At 48.3% G+C, this 20093-nt stretch carries 23 protein-coding genes; 20 read left to right on the forward strand and 3 right to left on the reverse strand.

Annotation, left to right across the window (positions count from 1 at the left end; translation table 11 throughout):
- Positions 1-545: 545 nt before the first annotated feature.
- The 8 genes from Q1A86_RS17915 (at position 546) to Q1A86_RS17950 (ending at position 8434) form a co-directional block, all read left to right on the forward strand.
- Positions 546-1385: an OmpA family protein gene (locus tag Q1A86_RS17915; RefSeq protein ID WP_299809650.1), complete on the forward strand. Its 840-nt coding sequence runs from the start codon at positions 546-548 to the stop codon at positions 1383-1385.
- Positions 1372-2679, forward strand: coding sequence for a sigma-54-dependent Fis family transcriptional regulator (locus Q1A86_RS17920; RefSeq protein ID WP_299809653.1), 1308 nt, complete (start codon positions 1372-1374; stop codon positions 2677-2679). Before Q1A86_RS17915 ends, Q1A86_RS17920 begins: the two co-directional genes overlap by 14 nt.
- Positions 2680-2707: 28 nt before the next feature.
- Positions 2708-3046, forward strand: a complete 339-nt coding sequence (fliE, locus tag Q1A86_RS17925) for a flagellar hook-basal body complex protein FliE (RefSeq protein WP_299809656.1) — start codon at positions 2708-2710, stop codon at positions 3044-3046.
- A gap of 76 nt (positions 3047-3122) precedes the next feature.
- Complete coding sequence (gene fliF, locus Q1A86_RS17930; RefSeq protein WP_299809659.1) at positions 3123-4838, forward strand: flagellar basal-body MS-ring/collar protein FliF; 1716 nt, start codon at positions 3123-3125, stop codon at positions 4836-4838.
- Positions 4839-4906: 68 nt separating this feature from the next.
- The gene (locus Q1A86_RS17935; RefSeq protein WP_299809747.1) at positions 4907-5893 is read left to right on the forward strand and encodes a flagellar motor switch protein FliG; all 987 of its coding nucleotides are present in this window, start codon (positions 4907-4909) and stop codon (positions 5891-5893) included.
- On the forward strand, positions 5893-6642 hold the full coding sequence (gene fliH / locus Q1A86_RS17940) for a flagellar assembly protein FliH (RefSeq protein WP_299809662.1): 750 nt from the start codon (positions 5893-5895) through the stop codon (positions 6640-6642). Before Q1A86_RS17935 ends, fliH begins: the two co-directional genes overlap by 1 nt.
- The gene (locus Q1A86_RS17945) at positions 6632-7969 is read left to right on the forward strand and encodes a FliI/YscN family ATPase (protein ID WP_299809665.1); all 1338 of its coding nucleotides are present in this window, start codon (positions 6632-6634) and stop codon (positions 7967-7969) included. The genes fliH and Q1A86_RS17945 overlap by 11 nt, the downstream gene beginning before the upstream one ends.
- Positions 7970-8020: 51 nt before the next feature.
- Positions 8021-8434, forward strand: a complete 414-nt coding sequence (locus Q1A86_RS17950) for a flagellar FliJ family protein (protein WP_299809668.1) — start codon at positions 8021-8023, stop codon at positions 8432-8434.
- A gap of 12 nt (positions 8435-8446) precedes the next feature.
- On the opposite strand, the gene Q1A86_RS17955 is transcribed toward Q1A86_RS17950, so the two are convergent.
- The 3 genes from Q1A86_RS17955 to flgA form a co-directional block, all read right to left on the reverse strand.
- Complete coding sequence (locus tag Q1A86_RS17955) at positions 8447-8905, reverse strand: flagellar protein FlgN (RefSeq protein ID WP_299809671.1); 459 nt, start codon at positions 8903-8905, stop codon at positions 8447-8449.
- Complete coding sequence (gene flgM, locus Q1A86_RS17960; RefSeq protein WP_299809675.1) at positions 8898-9185, reverse strand: flagellar biosynthesis anti-sigma factor FlgM; 288 nt, start codon at positions 9183-9185, stop codon at positions 8898-8900. The genes Q1A86_RS17955 and flgM overlap by 8 nt, the downstream gene beginning before the upstream one ends.
- A 96-nt stretch (positions 9186-9281) precedes the next feature.
- Positions 9282-10028 carry a flagellar basal body P-ring formation chaperone FlgA gene (gene flgA / locus Q1A86_RS17965; RefSeq protein ID WP_299809678.1) on the reverse strand — a complete coding sequence of 249 codons (747 nt, stop codon included), beginning with the start codon at positions 10026-10028 and terminating at the stop codon, positions 9282-9284.
- 84 nt (positions 10029-10112) lie between these two features.
- Here flgA and Q1A86_RS17970 point away from each other — a divergent pair, with 84 nt between their 5' ends.
- From Q1A86_RS17970 to Q1A86_RS18025, 12 genes are all read left to right on the forward strand, one after another.
- Positions 10113-10463 (forward strand): flagellar basal body rod protein FlgB, encoded by a 351-nt coding sequence (locus Q1A86_RS17970; protein WP_299809681.1) that lies wholly within the window; start codon positions 10113-10115, stop codon positions 10461-10463.
- A 4-nt stretch (positions 10464-10467) separates the two neighbouring features.
- Complete coding sequence (gene flgC / locus Q1A86_RS17975) at positions 10468-10887, forward strand: flagellar basal body rod protein FlgC (protein ID WP_220769463.1); 420 nt, start codon at positions 10468-10470, stop codon at positions 10885-10887.
- Positions 10887-11549, forward strand: a complete 663-nt coding sequence (locus tag Q1A86_RS17980) for a flagellar hook capping FlgD N-terminal domain-containing protein (RefSeq protein WP_299809685.1) — start codon at positions 10887-10889, stop codon at positions 11547-11549. Before flgC ends, Q1A86_RS17980 begins: the two co-directional genes overlap by 1 nt.
- A gap of 19 nt (positions 11550-11568) precedes the next feature.
- Positions 11569-12777 carry a flagellar hook protein FlgE gene (flgE, locus tag Q1A86_RS17985; RefSeq protein WP_299809688.1) on the forward strand — a complete coding sequence of 403 codons (1209 nt, stop codon included), beginning with the start codon at positions 11569-11571 and terminating at the stop codon, positions 12775-12777.
- Positions 12778-12786: 9 nt separating this feature from the next.
- Complete coding sequence (locus Q1A86_RS17990; RefSeq protein ID WP_299809691.1) at positions 12787-13521, forward strand: flagellar basal body rod protein FlgF; 735 nt, start codon at positions 12787-12789, stop codon at positions 13519-13521.
- A gap of 38 nt (positions 13522-13559) precedes the next feature.
- A complete protein-coding gene (gene flgG / locus Q1A86_RS17995; protein ID WP_299809694.1) occupies positions 13560-14345 on the forward strand; it encodes a flagellar basal-body rod protein FlgG in 786 nt (261 codons plus the stop codon).
- Positions 14346-14410: 65 nt separating this feature from the next.
- On the forward strand, positions 14411-15085 hold the full coding sequence (gene flgH / locus Q1A86_RS18000; RefSeq protein WP_299809697.1) for a flagellar basal body L-ring protein FlgH: 675 nt from the start codon (positions 14411-14413) through the stop codon (positions 15083-15085).
- Positions 15086-15122: 37 nt separating this feature from the next.
- On the forward strand, positions 15123-16253 hold the full coding sequence (locus Q1A86_RS18005; RefSeq protein WP_299809699.1) for a flagellar basal body P-ring protein FlgI: 1131 nt from the start codon (positions 15123-15125) through the stop codon (positions 16251-16253).
- Positions 16253-16666, forward strand: a complete 414-nt coding sequence (locus Q1A86_RS18010; RefSeq protein ID WP_299809702.1) for a rod-binding protein — start codon at positions 16253-16255, stop codon at positions 16664-16666. Before Q1A86_RS18005 ends, Q1A86_RS18010 begins: the two co-directional genes overlap by 1 nt.
- Positions 16667-16726: 60 nt before the next feature.
- The gene (gene flgK, locus Q1A86_RS18015; RefSeq protein WP_299809705.1) at positions 16727-18100 is read left to right on the forward strand and encodes a flagellar hook-associated protein FlgK; all 1374 of its coding nucleotides are present in this window, start codon (positions 16727-16729) and stop codon (positions 18098-18100) included.
- 10 nt (positions 18101-18110) lie between these two features.
- A complete protein-coding gene (flgL, locus tag Q1A86_RS18020) occupies positions 18111-19028 on the forward strand; it encodes a flagellar hook-associated protein FlgL (protein WP_299809708.1) in 918 nt (305 codons plus the stop codon).
- A 35-nt stretch (positions 19029-19063) separates the two neighbouring features.
- Positions 19064-20083 carry a hypothetical protein gene (locus Q1A86_RS18025; RefSeq protein ID WP_299809712.1) on the forward strand — a complete coding sequence of 340 codons (1020 nt, stop codon included), beginning with the start codon at positions 19064-19066 and terminating at the stop codon, positions 20081-20083.
- Positions 20084-20093 lie beyond the last annotated feature (10 nt).

Here is a 20093-nt window from a genome sequence, read left to right on the forward strand (position 1 = left end):
CGACAAAATAATGACTAAATAAATAAATCGCGCAACAAATATAACAAAACATATTGCAAGGCAATATTAATCAACCACTCAAAATAAACAGTGCCGAATTAAAAAATAGAAATCCCTATAAAGCGACAGTTTTAAGAAAAACTTTAATTTATTTTCAATTATTTTAAGGGTTACAGAAATAACAGCTAAAATCAACAAGATACAATTAAAATAGTGACTAAAGCCAAGGCTGAACAGTCTTCAGCCGTATTAAAAACAAACAGTTCTACACTGGAAATTAATAATCGCAAGCTTACATCACATCTACAACAAATACACTCAACTTTAAGATAAGTTTTAAAACCTTGATTGACACGTAAAACAGAAATAAAAAGTTTTACATATTTTAGTATTACGTGTTTAATTGGCAACCTTAAAAAATTTAAAACCAAAATAATAAAGTTCAAGCATCTAAACTTAAGGGTTGTTAACAATTGAAACTGTCAGTTTATATATTAATCTGTTTAATTTTTATTTGTACAAACATCACAAATAACGCACTCGCTGTGCCTGTTAGCTATCAAACTCCTTTTGAAAAAGCTCATTGGCAGTTTTCAGGAGATCAGTTTGGCTGTGAAATTACCCATAGAGTTCAGAGCTTCGGCACATTACAACTCAGCGCGGCTCCTGGTGAACCTCTCGCCCTGTCTCTGCAAGCTGACTGGCTCTCACTAAATAATACCCAGAGCCAAGCTTGGGTTGTCCCCGCCTCTTGGCAGGAAAAGACACAGCATCCACTTGCCGAGACCTCATTAAATTGGTTTGGATCCAAGGCAATTAGCCAGAAAAGTACTGCAGCTTTTTTAGAAGCCCTTGAGCAGGGACACACCTGGCAAGTCGCTATCACTAGCCCTGACAGTCAGTACCTAATCAATGCCAGCCCAGTATCAACCCGTTCAGTAGCGAATCAATTTAGGCTCTGTCGCCAGCAATTACTGCCAAAACCTTTCACCTACTTACGACGCTTAGAGCTCAAGTTTGCTCCTAACTCAAGTCTTTTAAATGCCTCTCATGAACAAGATCTCTATGCCGTCTATCGCTACATTCAAGCCGATCCTAGTATTGTTGAAGTCTTGGTCGACGGTCATGCCGATGCTTCTGGTGACCACTTAGCTAACTTAGTACTGAGTAAAGAGCGCTCCGATGAAGTGGTATCTCGATTAATAGAACTTGGGGTATCGGCAAAGATGATCCAAACACGACACCACGGTACCCGAACGCCAGTCGCTAGCAACAACAGCACCGAAGGCCGAGAGCTAAACCGTCGAGTCACCTTACGCCTAGTAAAAACGGTACAAAACGCCACGAAAACCTCTGCTTCGAGAGCAAAAAATGAATCCTTCTAGTTTAAGATTTATCGGCGCAGATCTAAGCCAATCTAGCCAGAATAGACTGAAACAGCAGGGCTTTAATTTATGGCAGTCCGAAGACAAAGACTGCCCTTGGTTAAGCTTAATCAATCTTTCTCATTGCACGAGTCAGGATGTGGCTGGACGTCTCCGTCAATATCCAGGTAAGCACCAAGTCGCCCTACTCGATCCAGAACAAACTGAGCTTGCCAGTATCGCCATGCAGTGCGGCGTACAAGACTATTTGTTACTGCCGATAGATGAAGAGCAACTGTGTTCACTTCTACAAAGACTGCGCCGTTTAGAATTGCCCAATAATGAATTAATTTGTGCAGCCCCTGTCAGCCGCCAATTACTTATGTTGGCCCATCGCGCAGCAAATACCGAAGCCACAGTACTACTATCGGGAGAAAGCGGAACAGGTAAAGAACCGCTGGCTCGCTATATTCATCGTCATTCTAATCGTGCAGATAAAGCCTTTATCGCAATCAACTGCGCAGCGATCCCTGAAAGCATTTTAGAGTCCATCCTGTTTGGCCACATCAAGGGCGCATTTACCGGTGCCACAACAGACCAGCCCGGTAAATTCGAACTTGCTAATGGCGGAACCCTACTACTCGATGAAATCGGAGAGATGCCGCTGCTATTACAAGCCAAGTTGCTGCGAGTACTACAAGAGAGAGAGGTTGAGCGATTAGGTTGTCACAAATCAATTGCGTTAGATATTCGGGTCATTGCCGCCACCAACAAAGATCTACGGCAAGCGGTTCAAGATGGCAAATTCAGAGAAGATCTCTTCTACCGCTTGGATGTATTACCGATCAAGATATTGCCACTGCGCCAGAGACGTGAAGATATTTTGCCCATCGCCGAGCATTTTCTACAACGCTATAAAATCCTCGCTGCTAATCAGCAATGCTACTTCAGCGAACAGGCACAAAACTTACTCTTAAGCCACGACTGGCCCGGTAACGTGCGCGAGTTAGAAAATACCATTCAACGAGCGCTGGTTATGCGACGTGGTCAAGCGTTACAAGCCGAGGAATTGGGTCTTGTCAATCAAGACGGTTCTGCATTAGTAGAGCAAAGTGAGTTGGGGCTTAAGGCGTCAAAACGCCAAGCGGAGTTCCAATACATAATTGAAACTCTTAAACGTCATAACGGCCATCGTAACAACACAGCAAAGGCTCTAGGAATGACCACCAGAGCACTTAGATACAAGCTAGTACAGATGCGTGAAGAAGGCATTGATATCGAGCAGATCCTGTCGCAATCGGGACATGCTGCATAACCAGCTTTAAGATAAATAAGGAGCAAATATGTCAAATGCCAATATCGCCAGCGCCCAGTCGATGATCCAGCAACTTAATATTCATTCTGAGATGGCAAAGGGAGCAATTAAAGTCGGTCCGAATCCGAGAGACTTTGGCCTACAACCCGCCTCATTCACAGAATTAATGAAGCATAAAGTCGCCAGCATCAATGCAGACCAGAATGCCTCATCGGCATTAGTACGTGCAGTCGATAGCGGGCAGAGTGACGACTTAGTCGGAGCCATGGTCGCCTCTCAAAAAGCGAGCTTGTCTTTCTCGGCCATGATCCAAATTCGAAACCGTCTAGTGCAAGCGTTCGATGACGTAATGAAGATGCCGATCTAAATCATGCCATACCCATCAACCACTATTGTAATTACGCCCAAAAACTAATAAGCCTTTGAGCAAGGATAACGAAAGCATGTCAACCACATTGACTCAAACCAGCCCTGTCATGACAGATGTAAATGGCAAGAATGATCGTCTTAACTCGTTGAAGCAGAAATGGCACCAGTTCAGTCGAGGAGACCGACATGCAGCAACCCTGGGCATTCTCGCAATAGTCGCAGCCTGCGTGATAGTGTTGATGCTTTGGAGCACTGGCCAAGGTTATAGCCCGTTATATGGCAACCAAGAAAATGTTGAGACTTCGCAAATTATTGAGGTTCTCGAAGCCGAGGGCATTAGTTACCGCCTCGATCCAACCTCAGGCCTAGTACTTGTTCCTGAAGATAAAGTCGGTAATGCTCGCATGGTACTGGCCGCTCGTGGTGTCAAAGCCAAAGTCCCCTCTGGGATGGAATCGCTCGATGCATCAACCATAGGTACTAGCCAGTTCATGGAACAGGCCAAGTATCGCTATAGCCTAGAAGGTGAGCTATCTCGCACCATCATGGCACTAAAAGCGGTAAAAACCGCTCGAGTCCACTTAGCTATCCCGAAGAAAACACTATTTATTCGTCAGCAACCTGAATTACCTTCAGCCTCTGTGATGCTAGATCTCTACGCTGGACAACACCTACAGCCAGAGCAAATCACCTCAATCGCTAATTTAGTCGCAGGCAGCGTAACCGGAATGACACCTGCACGCGTGCAAATCGTCGATCAAGAAGGTAATCATTTAAGCTCTGAAATCAATGCTAGCCAAGACATGAGTCAGTCACGAGATAAGCAGCTCAAATATACCCATGAACTAGAGCAAAGCCTTATTAGTAGAGCCTCTAGCATGCTGCTACCTATCCTTGGAAGAGACAACTTTCAAGTACAAGTAGCGGCATTGGTGAACTTTAATCAGGTGGAAGAGACACGCGAATCACTCGATCCACAAACTGTTGTTAGCCAAGAGAAACAAAGCACCAATCAAACCAGTGGCGATATGGCTCTTGGGATCCCAGGGGCTCTCAGTAACCAGCCTCCAGTAGCTGATCCGGCTACAAACAACAGCACAAGCAACCTAAACCAACAAGAGAGCCGTCAATTCGAGGTCGGTCGCTCAGTCAAACACACCCGCTATCAGCAGATGCAATTAGAAAACCTGTCTATCTCAGTACTACTCAATAACCAAGCGGCAGGCGAAACGGGTTGGAGTCAACCTCAACTCGATCAGATGAGCAGTATGGTACAGGATGCTATTGGTTTCTCAGCAGCTCGTGGTGATCAGTTCAGCATTAGTAGCTTCAATTTTGCCCCAGTAAAAATTGCCGAATTTGAACCGTTACCTTGGTGGCAAGGTGAAAGCTATCAAGCTTACCTGCGCTACTTTATTGGTGCCATTTTAGGTTTAGGTATGATCTTCTTTGTATTGCGTCCTCTAGTACAGCACCTGACTCGCACCGTTGAGTACAACATCAAAGACAGCGAATCGGCCAGCACAACACCTTTAATGCCGCCACCAGAGGTAGCTACAGCACCTAGCGATGCAGCGCAAGAGGCTGCCGACAACTTACTTGCACTCAATACTGCCAACATTAACAGCAATTGGAGCAGTAATCTGAGCTTACCGACTCCAGGTTCGCCTTTGACTGTACAGATGGAGCACTTAAGCCTACTCGCCAATCAAGAGCCTGCGAGAGTCGCCGAGGTGATCTCCCACTGGATTAGCGACCGAGAGAGTGAGCAAAACACTCCTCAAGCTTAATTAACCCCATCGCATTTAGCGTTAAAAGATAGGTAACCCAAACAGTGAATAATCAACTCACAATTAAGATGGACAACCTAGAGCAGGCAGCCATGTTGCTGCTTAGCATGGGTGAAAAAGGGGCGGCTCAAGTCATGGCGCATTTAGATCGCAATGATGTACAGCACTTGAGTCATAAGATGGCACGACTATCGAGTATCACTCAACACGAGGCCGAGGCCGTATTGGGGCGTTTCTTTACACGCTATCAGGAGCAGTCTGGCATCGCGCGTGCTTCGCGCACTTATTTACAGAAAACTTTAGATCTCGCACTCGGCGATCGAGTGGCGAAGAGTCTAATCGACAGCATCTATGGCGATGAAATTAAGATCCTCGTTAAGCGACTAGAATGGGTCGATCCACAGCTACTCGCTCGTGAGATTGCCAACGAGCACTGCCAATTACAGGCCGTACTATTAGGCTTATTGCCGCCAGAAAGCGCCGCTCAAGTGTTACAAGGCCTACCCGCTGAAGGACAGGATGAAGTGCTTGTCCGTATCGCCCAGCTCGGCGATTTAGACCGAGAAGTGGTCGACGAGCTCAAACAGCTTGTCGAGCGCTGCATGTTAATGGCGATGGAGAAAAGTCATACCCAGATAAGTGGAGTGCGCCAAGTTGCCGATATTCTCAATCGATTCGATGGCGACAGAGAACAGTTAATGGAGATGCTGAAGCTGCATGACAAGCAACTGGCGAATAACGTAGCCGATAATATGTTCGACTTCATCATCCTAGGACGCCAAAAACCTGAGACTCTGCAAGAGATTATGGCTGTAGTTCCTGCAGACATACTTGCATTAGCCCTGAAAGGTATCGATAGCGATTTAAAGACAACCTTGCTAGCTGCCCTACCGAAACGTATGTCCTCGGCAATCGAAACCCAAGTTGAAGCCATTGGTACAGTGCCTTTAAGCCAAGCCATTGCGGCACGTAAACAGATCATGGAGCTGGCTAAGCAGATGATGGATGACGGCGAAATCGAGCTACAACTGTTTGAAGAGCAGGTGGTAGATTAATGAGCCAACAAGTTAATAAGGCAGACCCACGCTGGCGCTTGACTGGTCACCATGCTCGTCGTCATCGCTTTTCACCTCTAGTTGCGCCACAAACCGATGGCAATACCGAGAGTGCTAACTGGCAAGACTTCCAGCAAGCCTTCGATAAAGGTTACGACGAAGGTGTTCAGAAAGGCCATCAAGCAGGATACTCTTCCGGTGAAGACGAAGGTCGTCAAACGGGTTATGCTGCAGGCTTTAACCAAGGCCGTATCGAAGGTCAGCAAAAAGGTAAAGACAATATCGATGATCAGCTCAACAGCATTATCGCTCCCCTAGGCGCGCTAAAATCCTTGCTTGAAGAGGGACATAACCAGCAGATCTTGCAGCAACAGTCCTTAATTCTGGATCTGGTGCGACGAGTATCTTTACAGGTCATCCGCTGTGAGCTGACCCTACAACCACAGCAAATTCTCAATCTGATCGAAGAGACCTTATCAGCCCTGCCTGACGATCCTGCTCAAGTGAAGATCCATCTGGAACCAGGCGCCGTAGAAAAACTTAAAGAGCTAGCCGCCGATAAAGTGCAGTCTTGGACCTTAGTGGCTGATCCCAGCATTAGTGCGGGAGGATGCCGTATTGTCAGTGAAACCTCCGACGCAGATGCATCGGTAGAGACTCGCCTCAATAGCTGTATGGCTCAGGTTGAAGCTCACCTACAAAACGCGCAGGTTAATCAGGTAACAAACGAGGCAGACGTTGAAGCTTAACGCCGATATCCTAGATTGGCCTAAGGTGCCCGTCGCCCAAGTGTATGGGCGTTTAACTCGAGTTAACGGTTTACTGCTTGAGGCTGTGGGCTGTCAACTCGGAACAGGCGATCGCTGCTATGTAGAGTGCCGCGATAACCATTTAGTCGAAGCCGAAGTCGTTGGTTTTTATAAAGACACCCTATGTTTGATGCCCATCGAACCCACCAACGGTTTAATGCCCGGTGCTCGAGTCATGCCTATCGAGGGACGTTGCCAGATCCCTACAGGATTAGGCCTACTCGGGCGAGTACTCGACGGCTTAGGCCAACCACTCGATGATCTAGGTAGTATCAAGCATATTCCCCATGTACCCCTGCAGTTTAAGAGCACCAATCCTCTGCTACGTAAACCTATTCGTGAACCGTTAGACGTAGGCATTAGAGCTATCAACGCCCTACTCCCAGTCGGTCGTGGTCAACGTCTAGGACTCTTTGCTGGTTCTGGTGTTGGTAAGAGTGTGCTACTTGGGATGATGACTCGATTCACCGAAGCAGACGTTGTGGTAGTTGGCCTAATTGGTGAACGTGGCCGAGAAGTCAGGGAGTTTATCGAAGAGTCATTAGGCGAAGAGGGACGCAAGCGCGCCGTGGTCATCGCCGCCCCTGCCGACACCACGCCCTTAATGCGAATGCGCGCAATGCGCCTGTGCCACCATATTGCTGCGGCTTACCGTGACCAAGGTAAACAGGTACTGTTACTGGTCGACTCGCTGACGCGCTATGCCCAGGCGCAACGTGAAATTGCCTTAAGCTTAGGCGAACCTCCTGCCACCAAAGGCTACCCACCATCGGCGTTCGCTCAGCTACCTAGCTTGGTGGAGATGGCAGGTAATAGCCAACATCCAACCGGCACCCTTACCGCATTTTATACCGTTTTAACCGAAGGTGATGATCAGCAAGATCCCATTGCGGACTCCGCTCGAGCCATTCTCGATGGACATATTGTGCTTAACCGTAAGCTTGCCGAGCAGGGACACTTCCCGGCTATCGATATCGGCGCCTCTGTAAGCCGTCTCGCAACCCAAGTCGCCAGCCAAAACACCCTAAAACAGGGACAGTGGTTCCGCCACCTCAATAGTCGCTATAACGAGGTAAAAGAGTTATTGCCATTAGGCGGCTATCAAGCAGGTCATGACGCGGAAATGGATATGGCGGTGAGTTGTTATCCACAGATGGCCGTATTTTTACGTCAAGCAACCCAAACACAGGCAGATCTCAATCAGAGCCTCAGCGCCCTAGAACAACTGGTCAGCCAGATGGGATTCAACCTAGCAGCAGAGCAGTAATAAATCGGCCCGACAAGCCATTATTGAGCCTATACCAGCGGAAAAGACGAGATGAAGCAATTACTCAGGTTATGTCAGCAAGAAGAGAAAAAGCTTAGCCAACTCGGGCTGCAGCGCAATGCTGCCCAGAGTAAAATCGACACCATAGAGCAGCAAAAGCATCAACTCGGACAGATGGTGAACGACTACACCCAGATAAACCTCACCGGGGCATCAGCAATGATGCTGCAAAATAGCGCGCAGATGATCCAAGTCATCGAACCCATGATCAAGCAACTGACCCGCAAGCAGCTGCTGCTACAACAAGAGCAGCAGAGAATGAGCCAACTTTGGCACAAGCAGTTAGGTCGACAACAAGGTATAAAGTGGTTATATCAGGAAAGACTGCAACAGCGTCATCAGATACAGCAGAAACAGGAGCAAAAGCAGTTAGATGACCTGGCTGCGCGTTATGCGACTCGTTAATGGCAACTGAGTCTAACGCATTTCGCCATAATCAACTGGATTATCACCACCTCGGTTAAGTAGCTGGCTAATGACCTCTTGCTGAGCCACCAGCAACTTACCATTGGCCTCATTCACCTGCTGGCTCTCTTTAACTAAGCGCAGCAAGTTTTGCCATAACATCGACACCTGCTCCGATGATGATTGCGGCAGCTTAGCAATTAACGCAGCCATGCCACTGGCATTGCCAGCAAAACCTAAGGCTTCCAGCATCCTGCGTCGCTCACCCGCTTTTTGCATCAAACTGTCGCACAAGCCTGATTGGTGTTCGTTATGATGTTTAAGACCACTGTTATCCCGGCGCTGCATTAATTCACGCTGACGCTTTAACAAACTTTTGAGCTTCTGATAGCCTTCAATGTCTTGGCGAATACCTCGCACAATGCTCTGCACTAACTCGCGCTTACTGACATTGTGGGCAGGTTTATCCATGCTGCAGCACCATAGCATCGGTCAACTTCTCGAGATCGAGATCGAAACTACCGTCGATTAATGACTGACGAACCTCTGCCACTTTAGCCAAATCAAAGTCCGGCAATTGGTCTAAGCGTTGCTGAGTTCGCTCTATCAACCTGCAGTCCGCACTCACTTCCTGTCGAGGTTTTATCCCCGCTGAAACAGGGGGCTCTAAAGGCTGTACGGCACTGTGCGTCTTACTCTTGCTCGTGCCCATCTCAGCATTTATCGTGCTGTTTATTTTGTTTATTTCCATAATGGCTACCTCAAATACGCCTACTATAGGAAGTAAAGCGACTCCATTAGGTGCATTCTGAAATAGCGACGCGATTTATTTAACATCAATTTGCGACTAAAACTGTGTCGCCACCCGCCCCTTAGCGATAGGATAGGCAGTGATCACTTTACCAGAGCTCAGGTTTCTCACTCGGATCCCTTTGCCTTCACCGCCCCCCTCGAGAGCCTCTCCAGGCATATTGGCGTAAAAGCCATTACTACGAGCTTCGATAATTACTCGGTCACCAATATTTACCCACTGCGGCGCACTCAGTTGCAGCGCTTTAATCGGCTGATAACGGCGCACCTTACGCACGACTTGCCGGCCAACTATCTCATCGAATGTTGTCAGTAAGTCTCTATCCGATGGCCCCAGCTTTATCACTTTCCAGTCGATATCCGCAGCCAAGATATGCTCACCACGCTTTAGCACGCGGTTAGCCACAGGAATTTTAACGCTCACGCTAACCGAGGCACGAACAAAGAGACTCCAACCTAGCGGCCCACAGCTCACCTTACGCTGCACATTCCCTAATGGGATCCCTGAACCGGGATTTATGTGCACCGCTACCGGACAGAGCTCGAGCCTCTTCGCCCCAGATGGCACCTTAATATCGATCTTAGAATTGAGCTGAGACAAAGCCGCTTGCTGGCGCCACTGCCGCAACTCTTTGGTTAATAGTTGGCTAAAAGCCTTATCAATCTGCTCAGGCGTATTCGACGAATCTTGCGCCGAAACCATCAGCGGAAGTAAACAGGAAGCAGTGATGAGGAAACAGGAAACACAGGTTCCGATCTTACGCCCTAAAAACCAGTAAACCATTGAAAAGCCTCGACTAATATTATTGGCACACTAATTGAATATTCAAGCAGCAATTAAACTGGACATACCATACTAGGAGTCGTAATGGCTATCAACCTTGATGCCGCATTAGGAATTCATCCGCAAACGTTAGATTTCAGAGTCGAGCGCAGCAAAATTCTGGCAGGTAACTTAGCCAATGCAGAAACCCCAGGCTACAAAGCGAGAGATCTCGACTTCCAAACCGTGATGTTGCAGATCAATGCAGGCATGTCTCCAGACCGTAATTACCAGGAGAGCTATCGTGTGCCATACCAAACATCGGCCGATCAAAACACGGTTGAATTGGGCAAAGAGCAAGCCAGGTACTCACAAAACGCCATGGATTATCAAACCAGCCTGACCTTCCTCAACATGAAGATATCAGGTTTACGCACTGCTATCGAAGGTCAATAACCCTATGTCATTTGCAGAAATTTACCAAATTGCCGGTGCGGGTATGAACGCCCAAACCATACGACTCAACACGGTTGCCAGTAACTTAGCCAACGCAGGCGCTGCGGCAGAAAACCCAGATGAGGCGTTTCGAGCGCTAAAGCCAGTATTTTCGACCATCTACAAGCAGACCCAAGAAGGTCAAGTCGCTGGGGCCCACGTCGAAGTATCTGCCATAGTGCAATCCGATGCTCCGCTGGACCTACGCTATGAACCGGACCACCCTTACGCCGATGAGCAAGGCTATGTTGCCTACTCAAACGTCAATACCGTTGAAGAGATGGCTGACATGATGGCCGCCAGCCGCTCTTTTGAGACCAATGTTGAGATCATGAACCGTGCACGCTCGATGCAACAAGGTTTACTGCAGTTAGGAGCTAAGTAATGAACGTCACCAGCACAGCTAACACCAATAATACCAACAGCAATAACGTGACTAATTCTCCAGGTAACGATTCGGCGTCTATCAAGAACGAATTTATGACCTTGATGATTGCTCAGATCCAGAACCAAGATCCGACTAACCCTGTCGATGGCACTGAATACGTCACTCAACTAGCCCAGTTCTCTCAGGTCGAAAGTTTAGAGCATATGCGTGCGAACCAGTCGACACAGATGGTGATCATGGAAAACCTTGGCATAGTTCAGTCGGCACAGTTAGTCGGTAAAGACGCCATGGTGCCAGCCTCAGAGTTTAGCCTCGAAGATACGCCTATCGACGGCAAGGTTTATCTCAGCAGCGCGGTTGAAGAATTAAGTATCGATATCGTCGATGAGAATGGCGACGTTGTCCACAGCCTAAATATGGGCCCACAAGAGGCCGGAGATACAGGCTTCACAATCGACCCCGAAGCATTAGAGCTACCTGCGGGCGACTACAGCATTGTGGCTAACACAACTGCGGGCGAAGTCACCGAGACAGCGGATACCTTCGTCAAAGCTGAAATCGAAAAAATACATTTTATCAGCGCATCAGGAATGATGATGGCTGAACTCGGTAATGGTCTAGGCACGATCTCTGTGCTTGAAATCTCTGAAGTTTCATAACTGATTTAGGATTAATTTCATGTCTTTTAATATTGCGTTAAGTGGCCTACAAGCAACCACTCAAGATCTAAACACTATCAGTAATAACATTGCGAACTCTTCAACAGTCGGATTTCGCAGTGGCCGCAGTGAGTTCTCAGCCATCTATAACGGTGGCCAAGCTGGCGGCGTAAACGTGATGAACACTAGCCAAAACTTTTCTGCAGGCGGCAGCTTAACTTATACAGGTCGTCAGCTAGATATGGGCATTCAAGGGGAAGGTTTCTTCGTATTGAGCGGCCAAGACGGCAGCACAACTTATGCCAGAGCCGGCATGTTTAACCAAAATGCCGATGGCTTTATCACCGACCCAGCGGGTAGTCGCTTACAGGGTTACCCTGTTGGCGCTGCGGGTAATCTACAGACGGGTAACGTGACCGATCTTCAGGTACAAGCAGGGGCATTACCAGCAAAGGCAACCTCGACAATCGGTCTAATCTCAAACTTAGATGCTCGAGTCGAGGTCATTGACCCTGTTGCCAACCCATTTGACTCAGACGACGCATCAACCTATCACTCATCGAGCACTGTGACGGCTTACGACTCTTTAGGCAAAGAGCACGCCCTCACCCAGTATTACGTCAAGACCTCTGACAACACTTGGTCGGTACACTACATGATGGGCGATACAGATGTGACTCCTGCTGGCGGCCACCAGCTAACTTTCGACTCAGACGGCATGCTGACTGGTGGACAAGATATCACCCTAGATATTACCGACCCGAATATTGTTGGTGGTGCGTCGGATATGAACTTAGCCCTAAGCTATGATAAGAGCACCCAGTACGCCTCAGACTATAACAACTCAAGCCTTAGCCAAAACGGTTACACCTCAGGTGAGCTGAACGGTATACGTTTAGATGATAGCGGCATGCTATATGGCACTTACACCAATGGCCAAGAACAACTACAGGGCCAAGTAGTACTGGCCGACTTCAATAATCCCAACGGTTTGGAGCCTGTGAGCAACAACGCGTGGGCCGCAACTAACGCTGCGGGTCAGCCAATTATTGGCACGCCAACCACTGGTACTTTAGGTTCGATTGCTGGCGGTTACCTTGAAGGTTCAAACGTAGACCAAACAGCCGAGATGGTTAACCTGATGACGGCGCAGCGTAACTATCAGTCGAACGCCAAGGTGTTAGATGCTAACTCAACCATGCAACAAGCCTTACTAAACGCTATCTAGGTCTGACTCATGGACAGAATGATATATACCGCCGCCAAGGGCGCGGCCAGAGTGATGGAAGCGCAAGCGATCCGCGCCAACAACTTAGCTAACGCCGATACGACGGGCTTCAAGGCTGACTTAGAACGAGTCAATGCCATGGTTGTTACTCCAACAGGTAACAGCTTGCAGACCCGTGTACTGGCTCAAACCCAAAGCAGTGGCTTTAGTCTGCAGACTGGTGCCATGAACCCAACGGGTAGAACCTTAGATCTTGCCATCAACGATGCGGGGCTGTTCTCGGTGATGACGGCCGAAGGCGAAGGTTATACCCGCTCTGGCGCAATTCAACCTGACCCTAACGGCCAACTCACCTTAGATGGTCGCCCTGTTGCAGGGGTAGATGGTCCTATCGTGCTGCCAGAATATCGCGAACTGTTCGTAGGGGATGATGGCAGACTCAGCATCATCGCTGATGAGGGTGGCATCATCGAAGAGGTCGGCCAACTCAAGCTGGTAAACCCTGATATCAATACCATGAGCAAAGGCTTAGATGGCTTACTTTATCCCGCCGACCGTCAACCTCTACCAGCCAGTGAGCAAGTGACTGTCAGCAGCGGTTTTCTCGAAGCCAGTAACGTGCAAGCCGTGGGCGAACTTATCGCCGCAATGGATTTGAGCCGTCAGTTTGAGGTGCAAGTCAAACTGATGAAGAGCGCCGAAAAACTCGCCGAAGCAGGCAACCGCTTGCTACGTGACGCTTAGACTAATTTTTTAAAGCTTAGACTTTAAAGGAAAAACAGATGCAATCAGCTTTATGGGTCAGCAAAACTGGCTTAACTGCCCAAGATACTAAGATGACCACCATTGCCAACAATTTGGCAAACGTTAACACCACAGGTTTTAAGCGTGACCGTGTCGCCTTTAACGACCTGTTTTATCAAGTGCAGCGCCAACCTGGCGGTCAGGTCGATGAGCAGAACGAACTGCCATCTGGCTTACAGCTCGGTACAGGTACCCGTGTCGTCGGCACTCAAAAGGTATTTACCTCAGGTGACATGCTCACCACCAACCAACAACTCGATCTAGCTATTGAGGGACAAGGTTTTTTCCAAATTGAAGAAGCCAACGGTGAGCTAAGTTACTCCCGTGATGGTCAGTTCTATCGCAACAGCGAAGGGTTAATGGTGACTTCACAGGGTCTACCGCTGGTACCTAACATTGAGATCCCTGAAGAAGCGCTCACCATTACCATCGCCACTGACGGTATCGTCTCGGCGCAGATGGCGGGTCAAGCTGACGCTCAGGAGTTAGGCCAGATCACCCTAGTCAACTTTACCAACCCTGCAGGACTCGAGGCTCGTGGTAACAACCTTTATCGTGAAACAGGAGCATCTGGCGCAGCGGTTGAAGGCATAGCTGGCGATCAGGCGCTAGGTCAAATACGTCAAGGTGCGCTTGAAGGGGCTAACGTCAATGTTGTAGAAGAGATGGTTGAGATGATCTCGACTCAACGCGCCTACGAGATGAACGCCAAAGTCGTGTCGGCTTCTGACGACATGCTCAAGTTCCTTAACCAAGCGCTGTAAACAGCGCTTTATCGACTGGCTCAACGATGGCTTATCAACCAACGAAACTCGAAAAGGGATCCTGCATGCAACCACTATGGATAGGCTTTGGAATAGGTTTAACCTTACTACTGTCTGGCTGTGTCGCACACATACCAGAACCTGACACAGCGCCAGGTAAGCCTGAGTGGGCACCGCCAGAAATTGACTACAGCCTACCTCAAGCCGAGAACGGCAGTGTCTATCGCCCAGGTTTTATGCTCACACTGTTTAAAGATAAGCGGGCATTTCGTGAGGGAGACATTCTAACTGTGGCGTTGGACGAGAAAACCTATTCAAGTAAGCGCGCCGATACCAAGACCAACAAAGTCAGCGGCATGTCGATCGATGGTCAAGGCAGCAATGGTAGTAGCAGCATAAGTGGTAGTGGCGAAGCCAATATGGGGCGCTCTTTTAACGGTACAGGCTCAAGCACCCAGCAGAACCAACTGTCGGGCTCTATCACAGTCACAGTTGCGAAAGTATTACCCAATGGTGCCCTACTGATCCGCGGTGAGAAATGGTTACGCCTAAACCAAGGCGATGAATATCTGCGGTTACTCGGCCTTATCCGTGCAGATGATATTGGCAACGACAACACCATCTCATCACAGCGTATTGCCGATGCGCGGATAATTTACGGTGGCCAGGGAGCGATCTCAGATAGCAACCGTATGGGCTGGGCCGCTCGCTACTTCAATAGCCCTTGGTTCCCATTATGATCATCAGTTTGAGTATTCAAAATTCAGGATTGTGTGAATGAAAAAAATAGCCATCTTTATGGTCAGTATGTTGCTAGGCCTATCGCCACTTCTCCCTGTTCAGGCACAGGCTCAGCACCGCTATCTGATGGATATTGTCGATGTACAAGGGATCCGTGATAACCAACTAGTAGGTTACGGCTTAGTTGTCGGTCTAGATGGAACAGGTGACCGTACACAGGTGCGCTTTACCAGCCAGTCTATCGTCAACATGCTTAAACAGTTTGGGGTGCAGATTGATGATAAGACAGATCCAAAACTGAAAAACGTTGCAGCAGTTGCAGTTCACGCGACCGTACCACCACTAGCTAGCCCGGGGCAGACCTTAGACATTACCGTGTCATCTCTTGGTGATGCAAAAAGTCTGCGTGGCGGCACCTTATTAATGACGCCTATGCGTGCCGTTGATGGTGAAATCTACGCCGTAGCTCAGGGTAACTTAGTGGTCGGCGGAATATCGGCTCAAGGGCGTAACGGCTCTTCGGTCACCATTAATGTGCCGACCGTGGGTAATATTCCTAATGGTGCGCTGCTCGAAGCTCCGATGCACAGCAACTTTAATGAGAATAAAAATATCGTACTAAACCTTATCGATCCAAGCTTTAAGACGGCTCGCAATATTGAACGCGCCGTTAACGAACTCTTCGGCCCCGATGTCGCCCAAGCAGACAGCAGCGCCAAGGTAATTGTTCGCGCACCTAGCTCTAATCGTGAGCGCGTAACCTTTATGTCTATGCTGGAAGAGTTACAAATTGAACAGGGTCGTAAATCGCCACGCGTAGTATTCAACAGTCGCACAGGCACTGTCGTCATGGGCGGCGATGTAGTCGTACGTAAAGCAGCCGTAAGCCACGGCAATCTAACCGTCACTATTGTTGAACAGGAATCGGTCAGCCAACCTAATGGCGCTTACTTAGGTCAGGCTCAGGGCGAAACCGTTGTGACCACTGACAGTCAAATTGATATCGATACTGGCAACGGCCATATGTTTGTCTGGCCAGAAGGTATTGCTCTAAATGACATCGTTCGCGCGGTAAATAGTTTGGGGGCCTCACCTATGGATCTGATGGCCATATTGCAAGCCCTAAACGAAGCCGGAGCCCTTGAAGCTGAATTGGTGGTCATATAATGAAATTAGACAATAACCACAGTTATCTCAATCAACTCGATGCCGGAGAACTGATTAAATCTAACGGTGAGCAAGGCGCGCTTAAACTTGTGAGTCAGCAGTTCGAAGCTCAATTTCTGCAAACCGTTTTAAAACAGATGCGCAGTGCCTCCGATGTAATGGCTGATAAAGACAGTCCGCTGTCATCACAAAACGATGGCATGTATCGTGACTGGCATGATGCCGAGCTCGCCGGACGCTTAAGCCAGATGCAGAGCACTGGGCTTGCTGAAGTGATGACGAAACAATTATCAGCGGGACTTAAGTCTGAGCCAGAGACGGTCGCCTCTAATAGTCAATCGAATGGCAATACCAATACGGTGGCGATGCAACCTGCGTTGATATTGCCATTTATCACTAAGCCGCAAGAGTAAGTTGGCTGCGGCGCAGACAAGTATTCACCATCATTTAAACGATAGAGATAAGGATTCAAGATGAGCATGCTCAACATAGGTATGTCGGGGCTAAATGCCAGCATGGCTGCCCTGACCGCCACTTCCAATAACGTCACCAACGCCATGGTGCCGGGATATTCTCGTCAACAAGTGATGCTTAGCTCTGTCGGGAATGGCGTCTACGGCAGCGGTTCAGGTGTGATGGTCGACGGCGTGCGCCGCATATCGGATCAATATGAAGTCGCTCAGTTGTGGAATACCACCAGCAACCTTGGTTTTGCTAAGACCCAGTCTAGCTATTTTGGCCAGGTTGAGCAGATTTTTGGTTCTGAAGGCAACAGTATCTCAGCTGGTCTCGATCTGCTTTTTGCCTCTCTAAACTCGGCCATGGAGCAACCCAACGAAATAGCCCATCGCCAAGGCGTGCTCAACGAAGCTAAAGCCTTAACCCAACGCTTTAACTCAATCAGCGAAGGACTTAACTCTCAGGTGAGCCAAGTTGAAGGTCAAATTAATGCCTCGGCAAAAGAGATCAACAGCCAATTAGAAACCATCGCCAGCTTTAATGCCGATATTCAAAAAGCTAACGCCAACGGTAACGTACCTTTGGCACTACTCGATGCGCGAGATGCCGCTATCGATGATCTGTCTGAGATTGTCGACATCAATGTAGTCGAAGACTCGACGGGTATGGTTAATATCTCTTTGGCACAGGGGCAACCACTGCTATCGGGCACTATCGCATCTAAGATTCAGGTCACCCCCGACCCAGCCAATCCAAAGTTTAGCCAGACCAGCATTCAGTTTGGTCAATCAAGTTTTCCACTGGACGAAACTGCTGGCGGTAGCTTAGGCGCGCTGATCGACTATCGCGATAATAGCTTGGTCGATTCGATCGCATTTATCGACGAACTCGCCATGACAATGGCCGATGAGTTTAATGCCGTGCTAGCTGGCGGTACCGACTTAAACGGTAATACACCGACTCAAGACCTGTTCACTTACGACCCAACTAACCCAGCAGGCAGCCTAAAACTGACCTCTGGGTTTAACGCTGACATGCTGGCCTTTGGTAAGGATGGAACCCCAGGTGACAACAGTAACTTGGTAGAACTTGTTGATATCGCCAACAAGAGCTTCACCTTTAGCTCTATGGGAGTCGATGCCACCATGGGTGATGCATTCGCCAGTAAGATTGGTGAACTAGGCTCAGCCTCTCGTCAGGCCCAGATGTCGAAAAAGACAGCTGAAAATCTACAACTTGAGGCTCAAAAACAGTGGGCAAGTACCAGCGGTGTCAATATGGATGAAGAGGGGGTCAACCTGATCATCTACCAGCAGTCTTATCAGGCAAATGCCAAGGTTATATCGACTGCCGATCAGCTATTTCAAACTATCTTAAACAGTATTTAAGGAGCTCTTCATGCGTGTAAGTATGCTTAACCTCTACAGCAATAATTTACAGAGTCTGCAGAACTCCACTGCCGATATAGCCAGACTCAATGAGATGATGTCCACTGGTAAATCAATATTACGCCCATCGGACGATCCAATCGGCTCGGTAAGGGTGATTGGCAATGAGCGAGACATGGCCGCCACCAACCAATATATAAAAAATACCGAGTCATTAAGTACCAGTTTTAGTCGCTCAGAAACCTATATGTCCAGTATGGTAGAACTGCAAGGTCGTATGCGTGAAATTACCGTGTCGGCCAATAATGGCAGCTTATCGCCTGAAGACAGAGCGGCTTATGCTGCCGAGATGAACGAGCTATTAGAGGCGTTTGCCGACACTCTCAATGCTAAAGATGAATCTGGCAACTACCTATTTTCAGGTAACAAGACCGATACAGCCCCAATCGGTAAAGACGCTAATGGTAACTATGTCTACCAAGGTGATACCAATACTCGCGAGGTGCAAACCTCTGGTTCGTCTTGGATGACGGCTAACAGTACCGCTGCCGATTTTATCTTCTCTAACGGTAGTACAGATATTCTCAATCAAACTAAAGACTTTATTGCGGTGCTCGAAGACCCGACACTGGCACCAGGCGATCCTACATTTAGTCAGGCTGCCGATGATATGCAAGCCAGCTTAGATGATACGCTAACCAGTATCAGCTCGGCGATCACCGACATAGGTGGCAAGCAAAATACCTTGAGTTTGGTGCAGGCTTCCCATGAAGAGCGCGTACTATTTAATAAAGAAGTGATAGGCGAAACTGAGGGATTAGACTATGCTCAGGCCACAGCCGAGTACAACTTAAAGCTGACAACACTAAAAGTGACTCAACAGACTTTTGTGCAGGTGTCACAACTCTCCCTGTTCAATCATATTTAAGTTTAACCCTATCTAACCAGCTTATAGAGACATAGATGCTCAACGGGATTTCAGACTCACTCAATGTTCAACAGCGCAGCCAAACAGTTGCGCCGAGTGCGGGTATACAGCAGCCGCAAAAAGAACAGACAAAAGTAAACGTTGCTAGCATTCCGAGCCATAGATTAGAGAGCTACAACCGCTGGGCCAAGGTAACGCAGGGACAACACAAAATAAGTGCATCTCAAGTGGCAGAGCAGGGCTTACAGCAGGTCCAAAACCTGCTTAAGCAGCTGCAAAGCCATAGCCAGCAATCCTTATCTTCAAATTCAGATACAGGGCAAACCAATCGTATTCAACAGCTTCAGCAGAGATTGAGCCAACTCGAGGTTAGCTATCAAGGCAAGCCACTTGTCGACCATCAACTCAATCTCATCTCTGCGCAGAGACCCGCAGCCAAGTACAGTTTCAGTTTAAAATCGGTAGACCTAGCCACAGTAAAATCCCGCGATGAAGTGATCAATATGCAGATTGGCGGTGAATCAGTCAGGGTACAACTTCCCGCAAATACACAACCGGGAGAGCTAGTAAATCGGCTCAACAGTACACTTAAACCTCTTGATATGCAGGCACTTCGTAATAATGAGGGCCGAATCATCTTCAAGAGCAGTAAACAGCAATGGCAACAAATTCAAGCTGGAATATTGATGACCGGGCAGGGTCAGCGATTACCTGCGGGGGATGTCAGAACCATCAAGGTCAGCGAAGAGCTAAGCTGGCAAGATCCTAGAGAGTGGCGCTTCGATAGCCCAACCGACCTTAAGCAGACCATAGCGAAAATAGCCAAGACTCGGCACAAGGTCGAATCTCAGTTGCAAGAACTGAGTAATGCTAACCAGCAACTTCAGCAACAGTTACACAGAGTCAATCAGCGCAAAGACGCTACACTAGAGCTGGAATCCACTTTGACCCAAGTAGCCAGTTTGATGCAGTCTTCACCTTTTAGCCTGCAAGTGACATCACTTATGGCACAAGCTAATCTGAGTCGTCCACAAGTGTCGGCCCTATTATCATAAATTCGCTCTA

The organism is uncultured Shewanella sp., assembly GCF_947497935.1.
Lineage (GTDB): Bacteria > Pseudomonadota > Gammaproteobacteria > Enterobacterales > Shewanellaceae > Shewanella.

Excerpts from the sequence above, each read along its gene's own strand:
- Q1A86_RS17970 (WP_299809681.1), top strand. The coding sequence starts at position 10,113 with ATGGCTATCAACCTTGATGCCGCATTAGGAATTCATCCGCAAACGTTA.
- flgC (WP_220769463.1), top strand. The coding sequence starts at position 10,468 with ATGTCATTTGCAGAAATTTACCAAATTGCCGGTGCGGGTATGAACGCC.
- flgH (WP_299809697.1), top strand. The coding sequence starts at position 14,411 with ATGCAACCACTATGGATAGGCTTTGGAATAGGTTTAACCTTACTACTG.
- Q1A86_RS17920 (WP_299809653.1), top strand. The coding sequence starts at position 1,372 with ATGAATCCTTCTAGTTTAAGATTTATCGGCGCAGATCTAAGCCAATCT.
- flgG (WP_299809694.1), top strand. The coding sequence starts at position 13,560 with ATGCAATCAGCTTTATGGGTCAGCAAAACTGGCTTAACTGCCCAAGAT.
- Q1A86_RS17980 (WP_299809685.1), top strand. The coding sequence starts at position 10,887 with ATGAACGTCACCAGCACAGCTAACACCAATAATACCAACAGCAATAAC.
- flgA (WP_299809678.1), bottom strand. The coding sequence starts at position 10,028 with ATGGTTTACTGGTTTTTAGGGCGTAAGATCGGAACCTGTGTTTCCTGT.
- flgL (WP_299809708.1), top strand. The coding sequence starts at position 18,111 with ATGCGTGTAAGTATGCTTAACCTCTACAGCAATAATTTACAGAGTCTG.
- Q1A86_RS17950 (WP_299809668.1), top strand. The coding sequence starts at position 8,021 with ATGAAGCAATTACTCAGGTTATGTCAGCAAGAAGAGAAAAAGCTTAGC.
- Q1A86_RS17955 (WP_299809671.1), bottom strand. The coding sequence starts at position 8,905 with ATGGATAAACCTGCCCACAATGTCAGTAAGCGCGAGTTAGTGCAGAGC.
- flgM (WP_299809675.1), bottom strand. The coding sequence starts at position 9,185 with ATGGAAATAAACAAAATAAACAGCACGATAAATGCTGAGATGGGCACG.
- Q1A86_RS18010 (WP_299809702.1), top strand. The coding sequence starts at position 16,253 with ATGAAATTAGACAATAACCACAGTTATCTCAATCAACTCGATGCCGGA.
- Q1A86_RS18025 (WP_299809712.1), top strand. The coding sequence starts at position 19,064 with ATGCTCAACGGGATTTCAGACTCACTCAATGTTCAACAGCGCAGCCAA.
- flgK (WP_299809705.1), top strand. The coding sequence starts at position 16,727 with ATGAGCATGCTCAACATAGGTATGTCGGGGCTAAATGCCAGCATGGCT.
- flgE (WP_299809688.1), top strand. The coding sequence starts at position 11,569 with ATGTCTTTTAATATTGCGTTAAGTGGCCTACAAGCAACCACTCAAGAT.
- fliF (WP_299809659.1), top strand. The coding sequence starts at position 3,123 with ATGTCAACCACATTGACTCAAACCAGCCCTGTCATGACAGATGTAAAT.
- Q1A86_RS17990 (WP_299809691.1), top strand. The coding sequence starts at position 12,787 with ATGGACAGAATGATATATACCGCCGCCAAGGGCGCGGCCAGAGTGATG.
- Q1A86_RS17935 (WP_299809747.1), top strand. The coding sequence starts at position 4,907 with ATGGACAACCTAGAGCAGGCAGCCATGTTGCTGCTTAGCATGGGTGAA.
- Q1A86_RS18005 (WP_299809699.1), top strand. The coding sequence starts at position 15,123 with ATGAAAAAAATAGCCATCTTTATGGTCAGTATGTTGCTAGGCCTATCG.
- fliH (WP_299809662.1), top strand. The coding sequence starts at position 5,893 with ATGAGCCAACAAGTTAATAAGGCAGACCCACGCTGGCGCTTGACTGGT.
- fliE (WP_299809656.1), top strand. The coding sequence starts at position 2,708 with ATGTCAAATGCCAATATCGCCAGCGCCCAGTCGATGATCCAGCAACTT.